The 17,035-nt window shown below is 60.9% G+C and carries 15 protein-coding genes; 3 read left to right on the top strand and 12 right to left on the bottom strand.

Translation table 11 applies throughout. The features are described from left to right. Positions 1-71 precede the first annotated feature (71 nt). Both IAI51_RS21185 and IAI51_RS21190 read right to left on the bottom strand, forming a co-directional pair. A complete protein-coding gene (locus tag IAI51_RS21185; protein ID WP_187680229.1) occupies positions 72-839 on the bottom strand; it encodes an SDR family oxidoreductase in 768 nt (255 codons plus the stop codon). Between the two features lie 22 nt (positions 840-861). Next, entirely contained in the window at positions 862-1,929 is a 1,068-nt protein-coding gene (locus IAI51_RS21190; protein WP_187680230.1) for a phosphotransferase family protein, read from the bottom strand. 190 nt (positions 1,930-2,119) lie between these two features. Between IAI51_RS21190 and IAI51_RS21195 the strand changes: the two genes are divergently transcribed. Then, entirely contained in the window at positions 2,120-2,515 is a 396-nt protein-coding gene (locus IAI51_RS21195) for a DUF4280 domain-containing protein (protein WP_187680231.1), read from the top strand. Between the two features lie 144 nt (positions 2,516-2,659). On the opposite strand, the gene IAI51_RS21200 is transcribed toward IAI51_RS21195, so the two are convergent. The 10 genes from IAI51_RS21200 to tssB all read right to left on the bottom strand — a co-directional run bounded on the left by IAI51_RS21200 (position 2,660) and on the right by tssB (position 14,968). Continuing rightward, positions 2,660-3,202: a toxin-antitoxin system YwqK family antitoxin gene (locus tag IAI51_RS21200; RefSeq protein ID WP_187680232.1), complete on the bottom strand. Its 543-nt coding sequence runs from the start codon at positions 3,200-3,202 to the stop codon at positions 2,660-2,662. 13 nt (positions 3,203-3,215) lie between these two features. After that, entirely contained in the window at positions 3,216-5,225 is a 2,010-nt protein-coding gene (tssI, locus tag IAI51_RS21205) for a type VI secretion system tip protein VgrG (RefSeq protein WP_187680233.1), read from the bottom strand. Between the two features lie 74 nt (positions 5,226-5,299). Next, entirely contained in the window at positions 5,300-6,496 is a 1,197-nt protein-coding gene (locus IAI51_RS21210) for a hypothetical protein (protein ID WP_187680234.1), read from the bottom strand. A 78-nt stretch (positions 6,497-6,574) separates the two neighbouring features. Beyond that, positions 6,575-9,115, bottom strand: coding sequence for a type VI secretion system ATPase TssH (gene tssH / locus IAI51_RS21215; protein ID WP_187680235.1), 2,541 nt, complete (start codon positions 9,113-9,115; stop codon positions 6,575-6,577). A 1-nt stretch (position 9,116) separates the two neighbouring features. Continuing rightward, positions 9,117-10,142, bottom strand: a complete 1,026-nt coding sequence (gene tssG, locus IAI51_RS21220) for a type VI secretion system baseplate subunit TssG (protein WP_187680236.1) — start codon at positions 10,140-10,142, stop codon at positions 9,117-9,119. After that, positions 10,106-11,899, bottom strand: a complete 1,794-nt coding sequence (gene tssF, locus IAI51_RS21225) for a type VI secretion system baseplate subunit TssF (RefSeq protein ID WP_187680237.1) — start codon at positions 11,897-11,899, stop codon at positions 10,106-10,108. Before tssF ends, tssG begins: the two co-directional genes overlap by 37 nt. Beyond that, positions 11,883-12,326 carry a type VI secretion system baseplate subunit TssE gene (tssE, locus tag IAI51_RS21230; protein WP_187680238.1) on the bottom strand — a complete coding sequence of 148 codons (444 nt, stop codon included), beginning with the start codon at positions 12,324-12,326 and terminating at the stop codon, positions 11,883-11,885. Before tssE ends, tssF begins: the two co-directional genes overlap by 17 nt. 15 nt (positions 12,327-12,341) lie before the next feature. Next, positions 12,342-12,839, bottom strand: coding sequence for an Hcp family type VI secretion system effector (locus tag IAI51_RS21235; protein WP_007911046.1), 498 nt, complete (start codon positions 12,837-12,839; stop codon positions 12,342-12,344). Between the two features lie 74 nt (positions 12,840-12,913). Further along, complete coding sequence (gene tssC, locus IAI51_RS21240) at positions 12,914-14,395, bottom strand: type VI secretion system contractile sheath large subunit (RefSeq protein WP_187680239.1); 1,482 nt, start codon at positions 14,393-14,395, stop codon at positions 12,914-12,916. A 30-nt stretch (positions 14,396-14,425) separates the two neighbouring features. Then, on the bottom strand, positions 14,426-14,968 hold the full coding sequence (gene tssB / locus IAI51_RS21245; RefSeq protein WP_187680240.1) for a type VI secretion system contractile sheath small subunit: 543 nt from the start codon (positions 14,966-14,968) through the stop codon (positions 14,426-14,428). Between the two features lie 227 nt (positions 14,969-15,195). Here tssB and IAI51_RS21250 point away from each other — a divergent pair, with 227 nt between their 5' ends. Together IAI51_RS21250 and tssK are read left to right on the top strand one after the other, a co-directional pair. After that, positions 15,196-15,642, top strand: coding sequence for a type VI secretion protein (locus tag IAI51_RS21250; protein WP_187680241.1), 447 nt, complete (start codon positions 15,196-15,198; stop codon positions 15,640-15,642). A 46-nt stretch (positions 15,643-15,688) separates the two neighbouring features. Next, complete coding sequence (gene tssK / locus IAI51_RS21255) at positions 15,689-17,020, top strand: type VI secretion system baseplate subunit TssK (protein ID WP_187680242.1); 1,332 nt, start codon at positions 15,689-15,691, stop codon at positions 17,018-17,020. Positions 17,021-17,035 lie beyond the last annotated feature (15 nt).

The raw sequence follows: 17,035 nt of genomic DNA on the forward strand, positions 1-17,035 counted from the left end.
CTTTTGATTTTGTTTTTTAAGGTCAAGATCAAAAGATCGCAGCCTTCGGCAGCTCCTACAGGGATCAGGGGTCAGGACAGGAACCCGCCGTCCACATTCAACGCAACACCCGTGGTGTAGCTCGACGCATCACTGGCCAGGTACAGCACCGCACCGGCCATTTCACTCGGATCGGCCACACGCTTGAGCGGAATCTGTGTCAGCGCCTGCTCGAGAATCGCGTCGTTCTTCACCAGTGCCGAGGCAAACTTGGTGTCGGTCAAGCCCGGCAGCAGGGCGTTGCAGCGGATGCCGAACTGCGCGCATTCCTTGGCGAAGACTTTGGTCATGTTGATCACCGCCGCTTTGGTCACCGAGTAGATGCCCTGGAAGATGCCCGGCGAAATACCGTTGATCGACGCGACGTTGATGATGCTGCCGCCACCGTTTTCGCGCATCAGCTTGCCGGCTTCCACGGACATGAAGAAGTAGCCACGAATGTTCACGTCGACGGTCTTCTGGAACGCGCTCAGGTCAGTGTCCAGCACGTTGCAGAACTGCGGGTTGGTCGCGGCGTTGTTGACCAGAATGTCGAGACGGCCGAACTGTTCTTTGATCCCGGCGAACACCTGGCTGATCTGCTCCATCTCACCGATGTGGCAGGCAACTGCAGTGGCCTTGCCGCCAGCCGCGATGATCGCGTCGGCGACGTGCTGGCAGCCGTCGAGCTTGCGGCTCGAGACGATCACGTGGGCGCCTTGCTGGGCCAGCAGTTTGGCGATGGCTTCACCGATGCCACGGCTGGCGCCGGAGACGAAAGCGATTTTGCCGTCGAGGTCGAACAACTGAGTCTTGGACATAAGGGTTCCTGGGTGTGGGCCGTCAGAGGCTCGATTTCGAAATGACCTGCAAGCTCATCTGCTCCAGCAGTTTGTTCATGTGAATGAACTGCGCGAAGCGTTTGTCCTGGGTCTGGCCATGGTAGAAGCGGTAGTAGATCTGCTGCACGATGCCGGCCAGACGGAACAGGCCGTAGGTGTAGTAGAAGTCGAAATTGTCGATCTGGATGCCCGCACGTTCGGCGTAGTAGTCGACGAACTCGCGGCGAGTCAGCATGCCCGGGGCGTGGCTCGGCTGGCGGCGCATCAGTTGCACCGGCGCCGGGTCACCGGCCTCGATCCAGTAGGCGAGGGTGTTGCCCAGGTCCATCAGCGGATCGCCGAGTGTGGTCAGCTCCCAGTCGAGCACGCCGATGATCTGCATCGGGTTGTTCGGGTCGAGGATGACGTTGTCGAAGCGGTAGTCGTTGTGGACGATGCTCGAGGTCGGATGGTCGGCCGGCATCTTGTCGTTGAGCCAGGCTTTGACCGTTTCCCAGTGCGGCGCGTCCGGGGTCAGGGCTTTTTCGTAGCGTTCGCTCCAGCCTTTGATCTGGCGGGCGACGTAGCCTTCGGGTTTGCCGAGGTCACCGAGGCCACAGGCCTTGTAATCGACTCGGTGCAGTTCGACGAAGCGGTCGATGAAGCTTTTGCACAGCGCTTCGGTTTTCGCTGAATCCAGACCCAGTTCCGGTGGCAGTTCCGAGCGAAGAATGATCCCGTTGACCCGCTCCATCACGTAGAACTCGGCGCCGATCACTGCTTCGTCGGTGCAGTGCACGTAGGCTTTCGGGCAATACGGGAAACCGTCGCGCAATTGATTGAGGATGCGAAATTCACGGCCCATGTCGTGGGCGGATTTGGCCTTGTGGCCGAACGGCGGCCGGCGCAGAACGAATTCCTGCTCCGGGTATTCGAGAAGGTAAGTCAGGTTCGACGCACCGCCGGGAAACTGGCTGATCGCAGGCAAGCCGGTCAGGCCCGGTATGTGTGCCTTGAGGTACGGATCGATCAGGCTGGCATCGAGTTCTTCGCCAGCGCGGATACGGGTGGACTGGTCAGTAAGCGCCATGCTTATCCCTTCTGCTTATTTTGGAGGCCAGACATCATTGGCTAATCTAATGGCGCGCTACGGTGCTCACAAGCGCGGGTCGGTCTTATAGGTTAGCGTGTTGCCGGATAATCACCTTTGGGAATGTGCAGGGCGGGCCACGGCAGACTAAGGTTTAGCGGGTATGCCGTGTCCAACAAGGAGTCGGGAAATGGGCTGTCCGCAAGTCTGTGCCACTGCCACATTGCAATGCAGCTTCGGTGCCGCTCCGTCGATGCTCAATGTGCTGCCGGTCAATCGCACGCTGACTGGCGGGATGCCTGCAGCGAACATCATGGATCACATCCCCTTGGTCAATATCCTGCCGTTCGGCGTGTGCACGAGCCTGGCCAATCCGATGGTGGCCGCCGCCACGGCGGCTGCGCTGGGAGTGTTGACGCCAATGCCGTGTATTCCGGCGACGGCCACACCGTGGATTCCCGGCGGCGCACCGACGTTGTTGCTCGGGGGGATGCCGGCGATCGATGCCAACAGTACGTTGATGTGCACCTGGGCCGGGGTGATCAAGATTGTCGTGCCGGGGCAGATGCAGATGTTGATTCCCTGAGCCTTGTGTTGAATGTGACGGCCTCTTCGCGGGCAAGCCCGCTCCCACAGGGTTTTGCGGTATCAGTTCGATTGTGCGTACAGCACCGGTCACTGTGGGAGCGAGCCTGCTCGCGAAGAGGCCAGTGCTGCCAATAGAGAACCATCAGGCTTGTTGCGGATCCGCCCAGCGCAGATACCACCAGCGCACCCGCGAAATCGGCTTGCCATCGGCCCCCAACGGCCGGCCATCCTCGGCAAACCCTTGCTCCGGCTCCATCAACTGCCCATTCACATACCGCGCCTCCACCGCTGTTTTCCCGTTCGGATGAAAGCGCTGATAGCGCCCCTCACGCACGCCATCCCGATAAAACTCGGCCTCCGCCACTTGCCCGTCCGGAAAATAATTGAACGCCTCGCCATGCAACAAGCCGCGCCGATACGTCGCCTTGCGCTGTAAAAAGCCCTCGGGCGCATAAAAACTCGCCACGCCTTGCAGCTTGTCCCGCACAAACGGCATCTGCGCCGAAACCTTGCCGTTGGGGTGATAGAGCAGGGACGTACCCTGCAACTTGCCCTGGCTGTACTGCAAATCCGCCTGTTTGCGCCCGTCATCCTTGATGTTGAGCGGGCCGTCGAGCTGGCCATCCTGCAAGCGCCCCTTGAGCTGCTTGTCACTCTGCTGCAAATCCAGCGGTGTGATCGCCATGACTTCTCCTTGTTCAGTTGACCTGCACCAGACCGCCCTTGATCGTCAGCATGCCGCCGCCATCGACGGTCTGCGAGGCCGCGCCCTTGTTGGTCAGGCTGATGCCAGCGTCGTTGGTCAGCGTGGTGCCGGCCTTGTTGTCCAGCGAAGTACCGGCCTGATTGGTCATGGCGGTGCCGGCATTTTGGGTAATTGAGGTGCTGGCCGAAGTCGCCAGATCGGCGCCGCTCTTGATCGTGAAGCTGCCACCGCTTTGCAGGGTCAAAGTGCCGCTGACTTTGATGGTCAGGTTGCCGTCCACCGTCAGGCTGTAATTGCCGGTGACCTTGTCGGTGTAGTTGCCACCAGTGCTGTGGTTCTGATCGGCACCGACTGTCACCGTGCGGCTGTCCTTCACATCGAGGCTGTCGCTGCCGGTCTGAATCGTCACGCTGCGTTTGCCCTTCTCCAGGGTGACAGTCTCATCGCCGTCCTTGACCGTGCGGGTGCGGGCATTCTGCACCGTGAGGGTTTCGTCATGGCCGACGGTGGCAGTGGTGTCGTTGAGCACGTTGATATTCAGATCTTTCTGCGCCTGCAAAAACACCTCTTCGGCGTCTTTCTTATCCTCGAAGCGCAACTCGTTGAAGCCGCCGCCGCCCTTGGACGACTGAGTCTTGATCCCGGACTGGGTCTGATTCGCCGGCAGGGCATAGGGCAGGGCGTTATCGCCGTTGTAGACGCAACCAGTCACCAGAGGCCGGTCCGGGTCGCCATCGATAAACGTAACGATGACTTCCTGGCCGATACGCGGGATGAACTGCATGCCGAAGCCCTTGCCACTCCACGGCAACACCACGCGTACCCAGCAAGAGCTGGTTTCATCGTTCTTGCCATCGCGATCCCACGGGAACTGCAACTTGATCCGGCCGTACTCGTCAGTCCAGATTTCTTCGCCGGACTTACCCACCACGATTGCGGTTTGCGGGTGCATGCGCGGTTTTGGCGTGAGCCGTTGCGGGCGAAACGGTGTGGCCTTGGGGATGGCTTCGAAACGGTTGCGATACTGCTCGTGGCTGACGTCATGGGTGACTCGCGTCACCACCCAATCGATGTTCAAGCTCGCGTCGTCATGCCCGTCGAGGGTGAACCAGTGCCCTGGCACCAGCCAGCGACAGTCGCTCTCGCCGACAAAGCGTTTTTCCTCACTGCGCAAGCCGTCGACCCGCTGCTTGGTCAGCGTATCGCCGCGCGCCTTGGCGTTGTAACCGCCCGGATGTTCGTACATGGAAAGTGGCCCGGCCACCGCTTCTGCCTGGTCGTAAAGTGAGGTGGTCGGCGTGGTGAATTCATAATCCGTCGCCCGATACACCCCGGCCACCGCTTGGAGGCAGACCTGCCCGGAACGGATACCGTGCAACTCACGCTGACCCAATCCTTGCCCCAGATACGTGACTGTCGGCCCGTTGGGGATCGGTACGAAGGCGTCGTTGCTATCCCCCAACACCAAGGTGTGCTTGCCTTCATCGTGGGTGAAAAACCAGAAAATCCCTTCCTCCTCCAACAACCGCGAGACGAAGGCAAAATCGGTTTCAGCGTACTGCACGCAGTACTCGCGTGGGGTGTAGCTACCGGTCAGGGAGAGTTTGAAATCGGTAAAACCGTGAGCCTTGAAGATCGTGGTGACGATGTCTGAAGTGGCGAGATTCTGGAACACGCGGTTGTTGCTGGCCAGGGTCAGCCACCACAGCCATGGTCTTAGCAGCAACTGATAGCGCTCGGCAGTCGCATCGGCGGGGAGTTGGCGAATTTCCGCAACGAGCGCGTCGAACGGGCGCAGTTGCGCGTCGTTGTGCAGGGTGGTGGTGACGTGGGTGGCGACGGCGCTGGTCAGGGTGAGAGACGTGCCGTCATTCAGACCGTTGAGGGTTTGTGCGCCGAGCATGTTCAACGCTTCGTCGCCGGACAGCGACTCAGGGTAAAGCGCCGACAGCGAAGTGGCAGTCAGAGACAACGTCGTGTTGCTGTCGGTGGAGCGGGGCATGAATCGCGCTCTTGTCTGAGTTGAGTTATTCGCGAGGTCAAAGCAACCCTGGCGATTGGATCTGGCGCCTTCAATCAATCATTGGGAAACAGCTCTTGCTCGAAAGTCGCGCAATGTGGGACATGGCGAGTGGGTACATCGACGACGCCACCGGCGTCGGCAATCATGCGTTTCACACCGTCGCCGTGGGTGCGAAGTTTTTCAGCGCTGTGAAAACACACCGTGGTTATCGCGGCCAAAGGGAGGGTGAGCAAGAGCAGTTCACGATTTTTCTGAGTGCTTGCATCGGTATGCTCCTTGCTCTCCAAAGCGGTGGCCTTGGGTTTGTCACCTTTGCGTACAACACTGCCATCGCCTTTGCGTCTGATGTTGTAGGTAATCAGGCCAAGCGTCGGGTTTTGCGCGGTACTTCGCTGAGCATCGAAACAGTAGAGGTTGAGCAGCAAGTAGTCTTCCTGCATTGGAATTCTGGCCAAATCCACTTGCAACAGAACGCCGTCGAATCTGCCGAAGCGGTAGCCTTCGTTGCCATGTAGCGGTTTCGGTGTCGAACCGAGCGGTAGCCCACGCTGTACGGTGCTGCCGTCCTCCTGATTGACGAAGGCCAGTTCGCGGACGGACATGCGCAGAGGGTCATCCGCCGACTCCCCAAACTGGTACTTTTGAACGACGCTTGCGGTTTTCTTTCGTGGATCGTCGTCTAACCCCGGCAGATTCTTGCCCCTGAGAATCCCGGTCGTCATGAGTATTTCAAAAACGTCCCAGGGTTTTTCCACATACGCGTATCGCCGCGTAAAACGGCCGAAGTGGTCTTTCACATAATGTTTTTCCGGCTCTGACAGGATGCCGGGCTTTTTCACATAGACCGGGCGCGTCAAACCTTCTCCCTCGCCTACGACACGCTCGAAAGCATCATCTCCCGTCAGGATGTCGAACATCTTTTCTCTGGTGCCGGCGAGACTGACAAAAATACCGTCGTCTTCAACAATCGCGATGTTGTGCATTCGCGCTCGCAAGGTCAAAAGTGTGACCCCGATGCCTCTGAGCTCCTGGGGATAGACATCTCGCAGATACGTCTGGCGGGCTCTCTTGTTATCGTCCATCACCAGATGCTGATAAACCAACAGGTTTTTCCTGGCCTCCAGTGCGGCCTTTCGTGCCTTTTCAGTTGCGCGAATACAGAGAATCAGGCGGCCGATGCTGGCTTGCAAAGGTTGTAAGCCGGGTTTGACCACGCATGGGTTTATGGAAAGTTGCTCTCCGTATGGCATTTTCGTAGTCCTTGATTGAATACCACAGTTCTTGATTACCCGACCTGACCGTGTCCGTGCGTCGAGACTGAATACTGTTTACTCCAACACCCACTCTGCCAACTTCCCCGTCACCTGCGTCATCAACACATTCTCGACATCCCGCGCACCCGCCGCGCTGCATTTGGCAAGCACCGCTTTGACAATTCCCGAATCGAACTCGAACTGTTTGCCCGTCGCCGCCTTGTAGCGGCCACGCAATTTCTCCAGCTTCGCCAGCACAATCCCTTCCAGTGTTGCCTCATCCAGTGGTCTATAGGCAACCACGGTCATGCGTGCCAGAAACGCCGGGCGGAACGCTTGCAGCAAGACTTTATGCAGTGCTTCGTTGAAGGCCTCACTGCCGAGTTGTGCCACGGGTGTATCCAGTAACAGCTCAGCGCCGACGTTGCTGGTGGCCAGCATCACGGTGTTCTTGAAATCCACCACCAGCCCCGTACCGTCCTCCATCAGACCCTTGTCGAAGACGTTGTAAAACGCCTCCAGCACGTCCGGATGGGCCTTTTCGATTTCATCGAGCAGCACCACCGAATACGGTTTGCGCCGCACTGCTTCGGTGAGTACGCCGCCACTGCCATACCCGACATAACCGGGCGGGGCGCCTTTGAGTTGGCTGACGGTGTGCGCTTCCTGATATTCCGAGAGGTTGATGCTGATCAGGTTGCGTTCGCCGCCGTACAACGCATCGGCCAGCGCATAAGCCGTTTCGGTTTTGCCGACGCCGGTGGGGCCGACCAGCAGGAACACCCCGACCGGTTTTTGCGGATCGGTCAGCCCGGCGCGATAGGCCTGCAAGCGCTGGGCGATGGTATTGAGCGCGGTGCTCTGGCCCATCACTCGTTGGCCCATGCGTTGTCCCAGAGTGCGCACGGCGTGGGCCTCGTCGGCGAGCATTTTGCCGACCGGAATACCCGTCCATCCGGCAATCACAGCGGCGACGGTTTTCGCATCGACCTGTTCCGGCACCAGCGGATCGTCCTGGCGGATCGCATCGAGTCCGGCCTCAAGGCGCAGCAGTTCGCCAGCCAGATGATCGATACGGCTGTCGGTGGTTTCATCGGGTTTGTCACTGTCGGCACGCTCGCTCAGGTCGAGCAATTCGCGGCGGGTGTCGAGCAGTTCGCGCACAGCCACGCGCTCTTCGCCCCAGCGGGTTTCCAGTTCGCGGATCGCTTGCACGTTAGCGCTGGATTCGGTTTCAAGCAGGGTGATGCGTTCGCGGTGATCAAGGCCGGTGGCCTGTTCGCGGCGCAAGCGTTCGACTTCATCCTTGAGGCTGTTCTGCCGGTGGCGCAGGCTTTCCAGCGGTGGCGGCACGTCATGCTGGCCGAGGGCGACGCGGGCACATGCGGTGTCGAGCACGCTGATGGCTTTGTCCGGTAACTGGCGGCCGGAAATGTAGCGGTGCGAGAGTTTCACCGCTTCGTGGATCGCCGCGTCGAGCACTTGTACACCGTGGTGCTGTTCGAGTTTGGCGGCGACGCCTCGGAGCATTTCCACGGCTGTGGTTTCGTCCGGCTCCTCAACCTGCACAAGCTGAAAGCGGCGGGCGAGGGCGGGATCTTTCTCGAAGTATTTTTTGTATTCCATCCACGTTGTTGCGGCGAGGGTACGCAACTCGCCACGGGCCAGCGCCGGTTTGAGCAAGTTGGCTGCATCGCTGCCGCCCTCAGCCCCGCCGGCGCCAATCAATGTGTGGGCTTCGTCGATGAACAGGATGATCGGTTTGTCGGCATTGCGTACCGCGTCGATCACCCCTTTGAGCCGCTGTTCGAACTCGCCCTTGACCCCAGCGCCGGCCTGCAAAAGACCGAGGTCGAGCACCCGCAGACTGACTTCCTGCAGAGACGGCGGCACGTCCCCGGCGGCGATGCGCAGGGCCAGGCCTTCGACCACAGCGGTTTTACCCACGCCCGGTGCGCCGACCAGGATCGGATTGTTCTGGCGGCGGCGAAGAAGAATATCGATGCACTGACGGATCTCGCCGTCGCGGCCTACGATCGGATCAATGCGTCCGGCGTGGGCATCGGCGGTCAGATCCTGGGTGTATTGATCGAGTACCGAGTCCTGCCTTGGCGCTGGATTGCCTGAGGATGACGCGCGCGCACCGACATGCTCACGAGATTTTTCCGTCCACTCCAGCAGATTCGCACGCAGGGCTTCCTTGGGAATTCGCAGCAACGAAGACGCACTGTTAAGCAACAAACTGCGGCGTTCGTCGCGGTCTATCAACGCCAGCAAGAGCAGCCCGGAACGAATGCTGTCGATCCCCAACACACTGGCCTGCACCACCGCATCTTCCAGTAACCCCAACGTGTGTGAAGACAGTGCCGGCGTGCGCGTGCTGCCAGCCTTGAACAGCTCCAGAGCCTTGTTGATTTCCGCCGTCAGCGCATCACGTTCCAACCCGAACCGTGGCAACAGAAAGGCAAAGTCACCGCCCTCGATGTCGAGCAGTTCCAGCAGCAAATGCTCGATTTCGACAAAGTGATGCCCGCGTTGCAAGCAGCGTTGCGCGGCGCGTTCGAGGGCGCGGCGGTTGTCCGGGTTAAGGCGTCCGATCAGGCTGGCCAATTCCATTTCAGGTGATCTCCGGCTGACGAAGACGGGTTTCAATGCGCTGCACGGCGAGGCTGGCCTGACGTTGCAAACCGCCGTTCCAGCTCACCAGTGCCGGCGCCTGACGACTGAGTTTCATCGGCCCGGCACCGCGGATCAGCAGCACCAGCGTCACGTCCAGGTCCGGGCCGAAATACAGCGCGGCGAGGCTGGCCAGTGCCGGATGGGCCTCGCCGTCCGGCAGGAAACGCCCGGCCTGCGCCGAGGGCAGGGGCCCGAGCGTGAGGCGAATGCCGGCGTGTTCATCCCACACCCGAGTACCGGCGACGGCGCTGCGCCCCAGTTGCAGATTGCGCCCGCCGGGCTTGATGACGCTGCGGCTCGTGGGTGGAATCTCGCGCCAGGCGCCTTCGTAGGCGCTCAGCTCGACCGGCACGGCAAACTGCTCGCGCACAATCGCGGCGAACCCGGCGAGGGAGCGGCGGCCATCGGCAAACAACGCTGTGCAGGCCAACACTGCGCAGTCGGGAACCGCTTGGCGTTCTTGTAGAGACTTGGGCAGCAATCCGGTCAGCGCGCGCAGTTGCGCCTGTACCGGCGACGCGCCCGGTGTGACAAAACCGAGCGCGATGCGGTGTTTGCGCATTACCTTGTAGAGCAAACTGAGCAGGCGATGCTGGAACAGATCGAGAAATTCTGCCGGCGCATGATCCTTGGCCCGCGCCCGTTGTTGCAGCCATTCCTGATACGCGTAGGGCAGGGGGCCGTCGGGGCCGCCGAGACCGAAGATCGGTGTATCGAGGGTCAGCGGTTCGCCCGGTACCTCGTGCAGGCCTTCTATCTGGCTGGCGGCGAACATCGGCGTCAGTGGGCCGCGCAGTTTCAGCGCTTCCGCTTGCGGTGCGGTGCCGCTGCCCAGGGATTGCGCTTGCGGTTGCTCGCGCTCGAGCAGCAGCAACGCCTGCAACCACTCGAACGCTTGCGGATCGCGGCGCAGACGCTGGCTCAGGGTCAGAGCGACAGGGGCATGCCGGCTTGGGGTTGCCATGCCTTGATCTCCTTGTCTTCCTGCATCAGCACTGTGCGCACAAAGCGATTGGCCGTGGCGTACACCGAAAAGAACTGCGCCAGCACCGCCGAAAACAGTACCGCGCTGCTACCGACAAAATGCTGTGAATCGAGCTGCAATTGCACTTCAAGACCATTGCGCCAACCGCGCCAGGCATCGACGCCGACATGGCCGATCACCCGTTCGCAACTCAGACTAAACAGGCCTTCGATCTGGCGCAAAGCGCTGCTTTCATCGCGCAGGTTATGCAGATGCAGGATCTCCTTGAGGGCATCGAGCGCCTGCGGCCCTTCGACCAGTGACAGATGATTGAGGGTCAATTGCGAGACCAGCCGCCAACGCGAATCACCGTCCAGGCGCGGCAAGCTTTGCGGGCTCGGCGAGTTGCGCAGGCGGGCCCAGGCCACCGGGCCGGGGCGTTCGAAACCCAGCGGGGTACCGGCGGGCAGGCTCTGGGCGAGGTGCCGATTGGTGCAAAGCAATTCGGCGGTCAGGCTGTAATCGGGCAGATCGGTTTGCGGTTCGAAACGGGTATCGACCACGCTCACCAGCAGATCGCTGCCGAGCCGGTTCGGGGTCATGCCGCTGACTCGCCGGGCATGCCAGTAACGTTGTTGATCGCCGCCGCTGTGCTGACTGCCGTAATAGGCGGGTAGCCGCTGCACGCCGGCGCTGGAACTGGCGCGCATGCCACGAATGCTGTGGATTTCGACGCTGTTCTCGCGATGGCTGTCGGCGATCAGGCGGTACTCACTTCGGGTGCCGTCCGGGCGCAGGGGCTCGGAGGTGCGCGGGAACAGGTTGATCACCGGCGCGCAGCCCAGAGCAATGTCACTGCCCTGCAAATGCAAGCGACTGGTCGGCGCACGGTCGAAAACGATGTACAGATACAGCGTCGGGCTGTCACTGGCGACACCGCTCAGCGGCAGATCGAAAAAGTGGAATTTATCCGGGAAGGCGAAGTACTCGGCCAACAGACGCATGCCCGGATGCACGCCGTCTTCATCGGGCAACATGACTTCGTCATCGCTGAAACCGACAATTTTCGGCAAGCCTTTCAGTGCAATCGGCACACTGCCCGGCGACCCTGCCAGCACCTGCACCGAATGGGCGCCGAGCAGGTCGTAAAGGCAGGCATTGACCACCGGCGACGCGGCCAGGTGGATGCGCAATTGCTCAATCCCAAGATCTGCCCATTGGCTTTCGCCAAGGCAGCGCAGGCTCAGGCGCAATGCCGAGCGCGATTGCGCGACACCGGTCAGCGCCTGCGCTTCATCACTGCCGAGCAACAACGCTTCGCTCACTTCGATCGGCCACAGACACACGGCGGCCGAGGTACGAAAGTGGATGCTCTCGCCTTTGCTGGTGGTCACGAACAGCGGCGTGTCGCGGGGCAGGGGATAGCCCTCGTCGAGGTTGCCTTTGCTCGGGTCTGGCTCGAACTGGACGATGGCGCAAGACGGCAACGGACGCATCGCCAGTGGATACAGCTGCTCAAGCAGCGCATCGCTGAACTCGGCGTAATCGTCATCGAGCCGTCGTTGCAGACGCGCCGCCAGCAGGGCGAAACCTTCGAGCAGACGTTCGACATGCGGGTCGGGGCATTCGCCGGGGGACAGTTGCAGGCGCCGCGCGACTTTCGGATAGCGCTCGGCAAACTGGCCGCCAGCATGCCGCAGCCAGGTCAACTCCCGTTGGTAATAGTCGAGCAGTTGCGGGTCAATCGAGTCGCTCATGGCGCACCTCCAGCCCCTGACCGCCGGGCTCGATGACAAATGCCACCGGCCAGTGCTGCTCGCCACTGCGCATCTCGCCGACCAGGCGAATGCTCATTTTCTGTGGTTGCTCGGGCAAGGGATTGACCTGAACTACGCCCAGTTTCAGGCGTGGTTCGAAATGGGTAATGGCTTCGCGGATGTCCCGCGCCAGCCGACGGCGATCATCGCTGCGTTGCTGTTGCAGGGCACTCCAGTCGGCGATGCCGTAGTCAATTACGCTGGGTGGGTCGGTCAGTGCGCGCGGGCCACGGCGGGTGTTGAACAGGCGTCCGAGCTCGGCGTGCACCGAGTCGAGCAAGTCCTGCCGATCGAACTCCCGCGTGCTCTCGGTCTCGCTGGACGCGAGGCGTTCGAACAGCGGCGGGAGCATGCCGGTGCCTGCCATGGCCGTCGCGCCGGGTTAGCTGACGAGCTTGTTGGCGGCCATGTCCCACGTCGACGCGGCGGTGCCTTCCTTGGTGCCGTCGTCTTTCTGCGCGGTGAGTTCCCATTTGATCTTGGTGAAGTTCAGCGAAACGGTTTCCACCGGTTTGCCCCCGGTACCCCCGCTGACGCTGACGTTCGACAGCACCACGTTGGTCAGGGTGTAGACGATGAACGGCATCAGTTGTCCGCTGCCTTCGGCGGCGTTACGCCCAATGGTGATGATGGCTTCGGGGATCGGCTTGCCGGCGCAGCAGTATTCGTTGAGGGACGGTGTCGAGCTGTCAATGAACTTGGTCACGGTGAATTCGCCGACGTGGGGTTTGCCGGAGGTTCGCTCCGAGTTGCTGACGTCGTTGGTCACCTGCATCGCCACGTTGTGGCTGTAGGACATGACTTCGATCTTGTCCGCGAAGCCCTCGAGCAGGCTGTCGCCTTTGATGTCGCCGCCGAGGTCGAGAATGATTGCATCCATCGCTTGAAACTCCTGAAAGGTGTCGCGCTAGATAAGGGAACAGCCCCCGCCGCACGGCGGCGGGGGCGAGCAGGTCAGGCCGCTACCGGTGGTGGCAGGGTCGCGACCAGGCGGATCGACGCCGTCAGTTCCTCAAGCTGAAAGTGCGGCCGCAGGAACACCGTGGCCCGATAGGCGCCCGGCTTGCCGGGGACTTCGGTCACGTCCACCCGCGCTTCGCGCAACGGGTACTGCGCCTTGATTTCCTGCGGCGCGTTGTCGTTGATCAGCACGTAATCGGCGATCCAGTTGTTGAGGTAGGTCTGCACGTTGTCGCGGGTCATGAAACTGCCGACCTTGTCGCGCATGATCACCTTCAGGTAATGGGCGAAACGCGAGGCGGCGAGCACGTACGGCAACATCGCCGAGATCCGCGCGTTGGCGTTGGCCTCGTTGGTGTTGTAGACCTTGGATTTATTGGTGGTCTGGCCGCCGAAGAACACCGCAACGTCGCTGTTTTTCTTGTGGCACAGGGCGATGAAACCGAGGTCGTTGAGCTCTTTTTCACGGCGGTCGGTGATCGCCACTTCGGTCGGGCATTTGAGCGACAAGTCGCCGGAGCTGGTGCGGAAGGTATGTGCCGGCAGGCCTTCGACCGCGCCGCCGCCTTCAGCGCCACGGATCGCCGCACACCAGCCGTACTTGGCAAATGCTTCGGTAATGCGCTGCGACAGGGCCCACGCGGCGTTGCCCCACAGGTACTTGCTGTGGTCGGTGCCGTTGACGTCCTCGACGTAGTTGATGCCTTCCACCGGCGACGTGTCCGGGCCGTAAGGCAGGCGCAAGAGGAAATGCGGCAGCACCAGCGACACGTAGCGCGAATCTTCACTCTCGCGGAACGAGCGCCACTTGATCAGCTCCTGGCTCTCGAAGACTTTCGACAGGTCACGCGGTACGGCCAGTTCAGTGAAGCTGTTCATGTCGAACAGCCGTGGGCTGGCGGCGGCAATGAACGGCGCGTGGGCCGCGGCGGCGACGTTCGACAGTTTCTCCAGCAGGCCGATGTCCTGGGGGTGCCGACCGAATGTGTAGTCACCCACCAGCAGACTGAACGGATGGCCACCGAAGGTGCCGTATTCCTCTTCGTAGATCTTCTTGAACAGCGCGCTCTGGTCAAATTCGACGGCTTTTTCCAGGTCGTTTTGCAGCTCTTTCTGCGTGACATTGAGCAGACGCAGTTTCAGCCGAGTGCTGGTCTCGGTGTTTTGCACCAGCAGATGCAGGCCACGCCACGAGGCTTCGAGTTTTTGCAGGTCGGGGTGGTGCAGCACTTCGTTGAGCTGGGCGCTGATCAGTTCGTCGATCTGGCTGATGCGGTCGTTGATCATCGCCACGGTGTCCTTGTCGATGGCCATGCCTTCGTCAAGCACCTGGGTGGCGAATTCCGCGAGCATGTCACGGGCGTAATCCTGCTGACTGTCATCGTGGGCCATGCGGCCGTCGAGGATGATCTGGTCGAGCAGTGAAAGTGTCTCGGTTGTACTGTCGCTGGCTTGATTCTTGGCGGCGGCGGGCATGACGAATTCTCCCCTCGGTTAATTGGACAATCAGGCTTGCGGTTCGGCCGGGGCCTCGGCATCAGCTGCCGGGGTAGCGGTGTCTGGGCGAGCCGATTTGATTTCCTGCAAGCCTTCGGTGTTGGCGATCACGTCGCGCAACAGCTTGTCCAGGTCATCGTTGCCGTCGAGTTTGGTCAGCAGGTCACGCAGGCGCTGACGGGCCTCGAACAGACGACGCAGCGGTGTGACTTGCTCCACCACCTTGACCGGGTCGAAGTCATCGATGTGTTTGAAATTGAGTTCGATGTTGAGCTTGCTGTCGTCGCCACTGAGGGTGTTGTTGACCTGCAGCGTTGCGCGCGGGGCGATGGAGGCGAGCACATCGTTGAAATTGTCTCGGTCGATTTCGGTAAAACGCCGTTCAGTCAGTTTTGCCAATGGCTCAAGCGGCTTGCCGGAAAGGTCGGCGAGGATCCCGACCACCAGCGGCAATTCCTTTTTCTCGATGGCGTTGCCGATTTCGACGTCGTAGGTGATTTGCACTCGGGGCGGGCGCACCCGGTCGAGTTTGTGCTGAGTACTTTCTGCCATGACGGCGGACTCCGATGCGATGGGCGGGGGCAATGCATCGGGGAGGCCCGTTCATCGCTTTCCCTTGCTGGACCGTAGGTTAGAAAGGGAGGCAGATGACCTGTCGTTCCTTTGACAAACCTTCTTGATTCGGCTGTAGGAACCGAACTACCCAAGACGCTAGAACAGGTCTATAAAAAAGCAAGCAAAAACATTTTTTGACAGACTCGAGAAAAGGAAAATTCATTTTGTCTGGACGACTTTTTCTAACGTTGGCGTTTGCGCTGCTGGCGGGCTGCTCCTTCTTCGGGCCGAAGGTGGACCTCGACAGCCTGACCCTCGACGTCGCCCCCAAGGCGAATGACGACACGCCGATTGCCGTGGACTTCATTGCCGTCAACGACCCTGACCTGCTCAAGCAACTGTCCGGCATCAGTGCCAGCCAGTGGTTCGCCGGGCGCGAGCAATACCAGCGCGACTATCGTCAGTTGATGAGCGTGTGGGGACTGGAGCTGGTGCCGGGGCAATTCATCGACCGCCAACCCTTCCCGCTGGAGGGCAAGAAGGCTGCTGGACTTTTGGTCTTCGCCAGCTATAACACACCCGGAGCACACCGATTACGCCTCGATGATCAGCGCGAGGCATGGCTGAAATTCGACAGTCGCGAGATGAATCTGGTCAGCCGGGAAAACTGAAAAACACCGCTCGCCGCCGGCTTGCGGCAGGGTCGAAAGGAGTCGTATGAGTCTGCTACCTGACGCGGTTTGCTGGCACGAAGGCATGCAATTGCTGCCGCAGCATTTTCAGTTGCAGGGGCTGCGCGCCGAAGCGCTCGGCGCGCATCTGGCGCAAGCCTGCAATCCGTGGTTCTGGGGCGTCAGTCATATGGAGTTCGACCCTTCGGCGCTGAGCGCCGGGGTGGTGCGGGTGTTGTCGTTGCAAGGGACGATGCCCGACGGCTTGCCGGTGGATTTGCAGGCCGGTGTCGGGCCGACGCTGGAACTGGACGTCAGCGCGGCGATCGACACCACCGACGATGCCACCGTCACCGTGTTTCTGGCGATCAGCCCGATGTGGCGCGCCGGGCAACTGCTGCCGCTCAAGGGGCGGATGCAATCAGTGGTCGGCGAGGCCTTACCCGATCTCACCAGCGGCGAATTCCCCGAATCGATTACGGTCTGGCGACCCAATCCACGGCTGTGTACGCAACTGAACAAAGCCGACTCGATCTGCCTGCCGCTGCTGAAAATCCGCAAGGAGGGCGGCGGCTTTCTGCCGTTGTCCTATACACCGCCGACACCGATCCTGTTGCCGGAATCTGCACTCGCTCGGCGCATCGCCGGGCTCTGCGCGCGGGCGCGGGAGAAGTGCCTGTTTCTCGGCGGCCGCTTGCGTCAGGCGCAACAGGCCGGCAACCAGGACGATGCGCTGGAAATCCGCCGTCAGTTGACCGCGTTGTGGGCGCGTCTGCCGGAAGTCGAAGGCACGCTGAACAGCCGCATCGCTCATCCGCAAACCCTGTATGTGCAATTGCTCGGCATGGCCGGGGCTTGGGCGGCGCTCGATCCGCTGGCCGGCGTGCCGGCGTTTGCACCGCTGGATTTCCTTGAGTTGCAGCGCGGCTATGACGCGGTATTGCAATGGCTGGAAACCACCCTCGAACTGATCCGTGCCGGTTATCGCAGCCTGCCGTTCGAACGCGGCGAGCAGAGTTTTTCGATCCAGTTGCCGGACGAGCAGCCGAGCCAGCGTCTGGTCATCGGCCTGCGCATGCCCAACGGTGCCAGCGAGCAAGCCGCGCTTGACTGGTTGCGCGGCGCGATCATCGCTTCGGCGCCGCACATTGCCCTGCTCAGTCGTCAGCGCATGAGCGGTTTGACGCACCAGGCCATGAGCCGCAGCGAGCAGGTGGCCTACAGCGTCGGCGATGACACGCGACTGTTTGTGGTTACCGCCGAAGGCGCGTGGTTCGACGCGCAACTGCCGCTGATGATCGCCGCGCCTGCTGCGAAGCTGACGAGCAGTCCGTGGCAAGTGGTGCTGTTTGTCGCCCAGAACAGTGAAAGTGCCTGATCACACAAGGAACGC

Source organism: Pseudomonas sp. N40(2020) (assembly GCF_014472415.1).
GTDB lineage: Bacteria > Pseudomonadota > Gammaproteobacteria > Pseudomonadales > Pseudomonadaceae > Aquipseudomonas.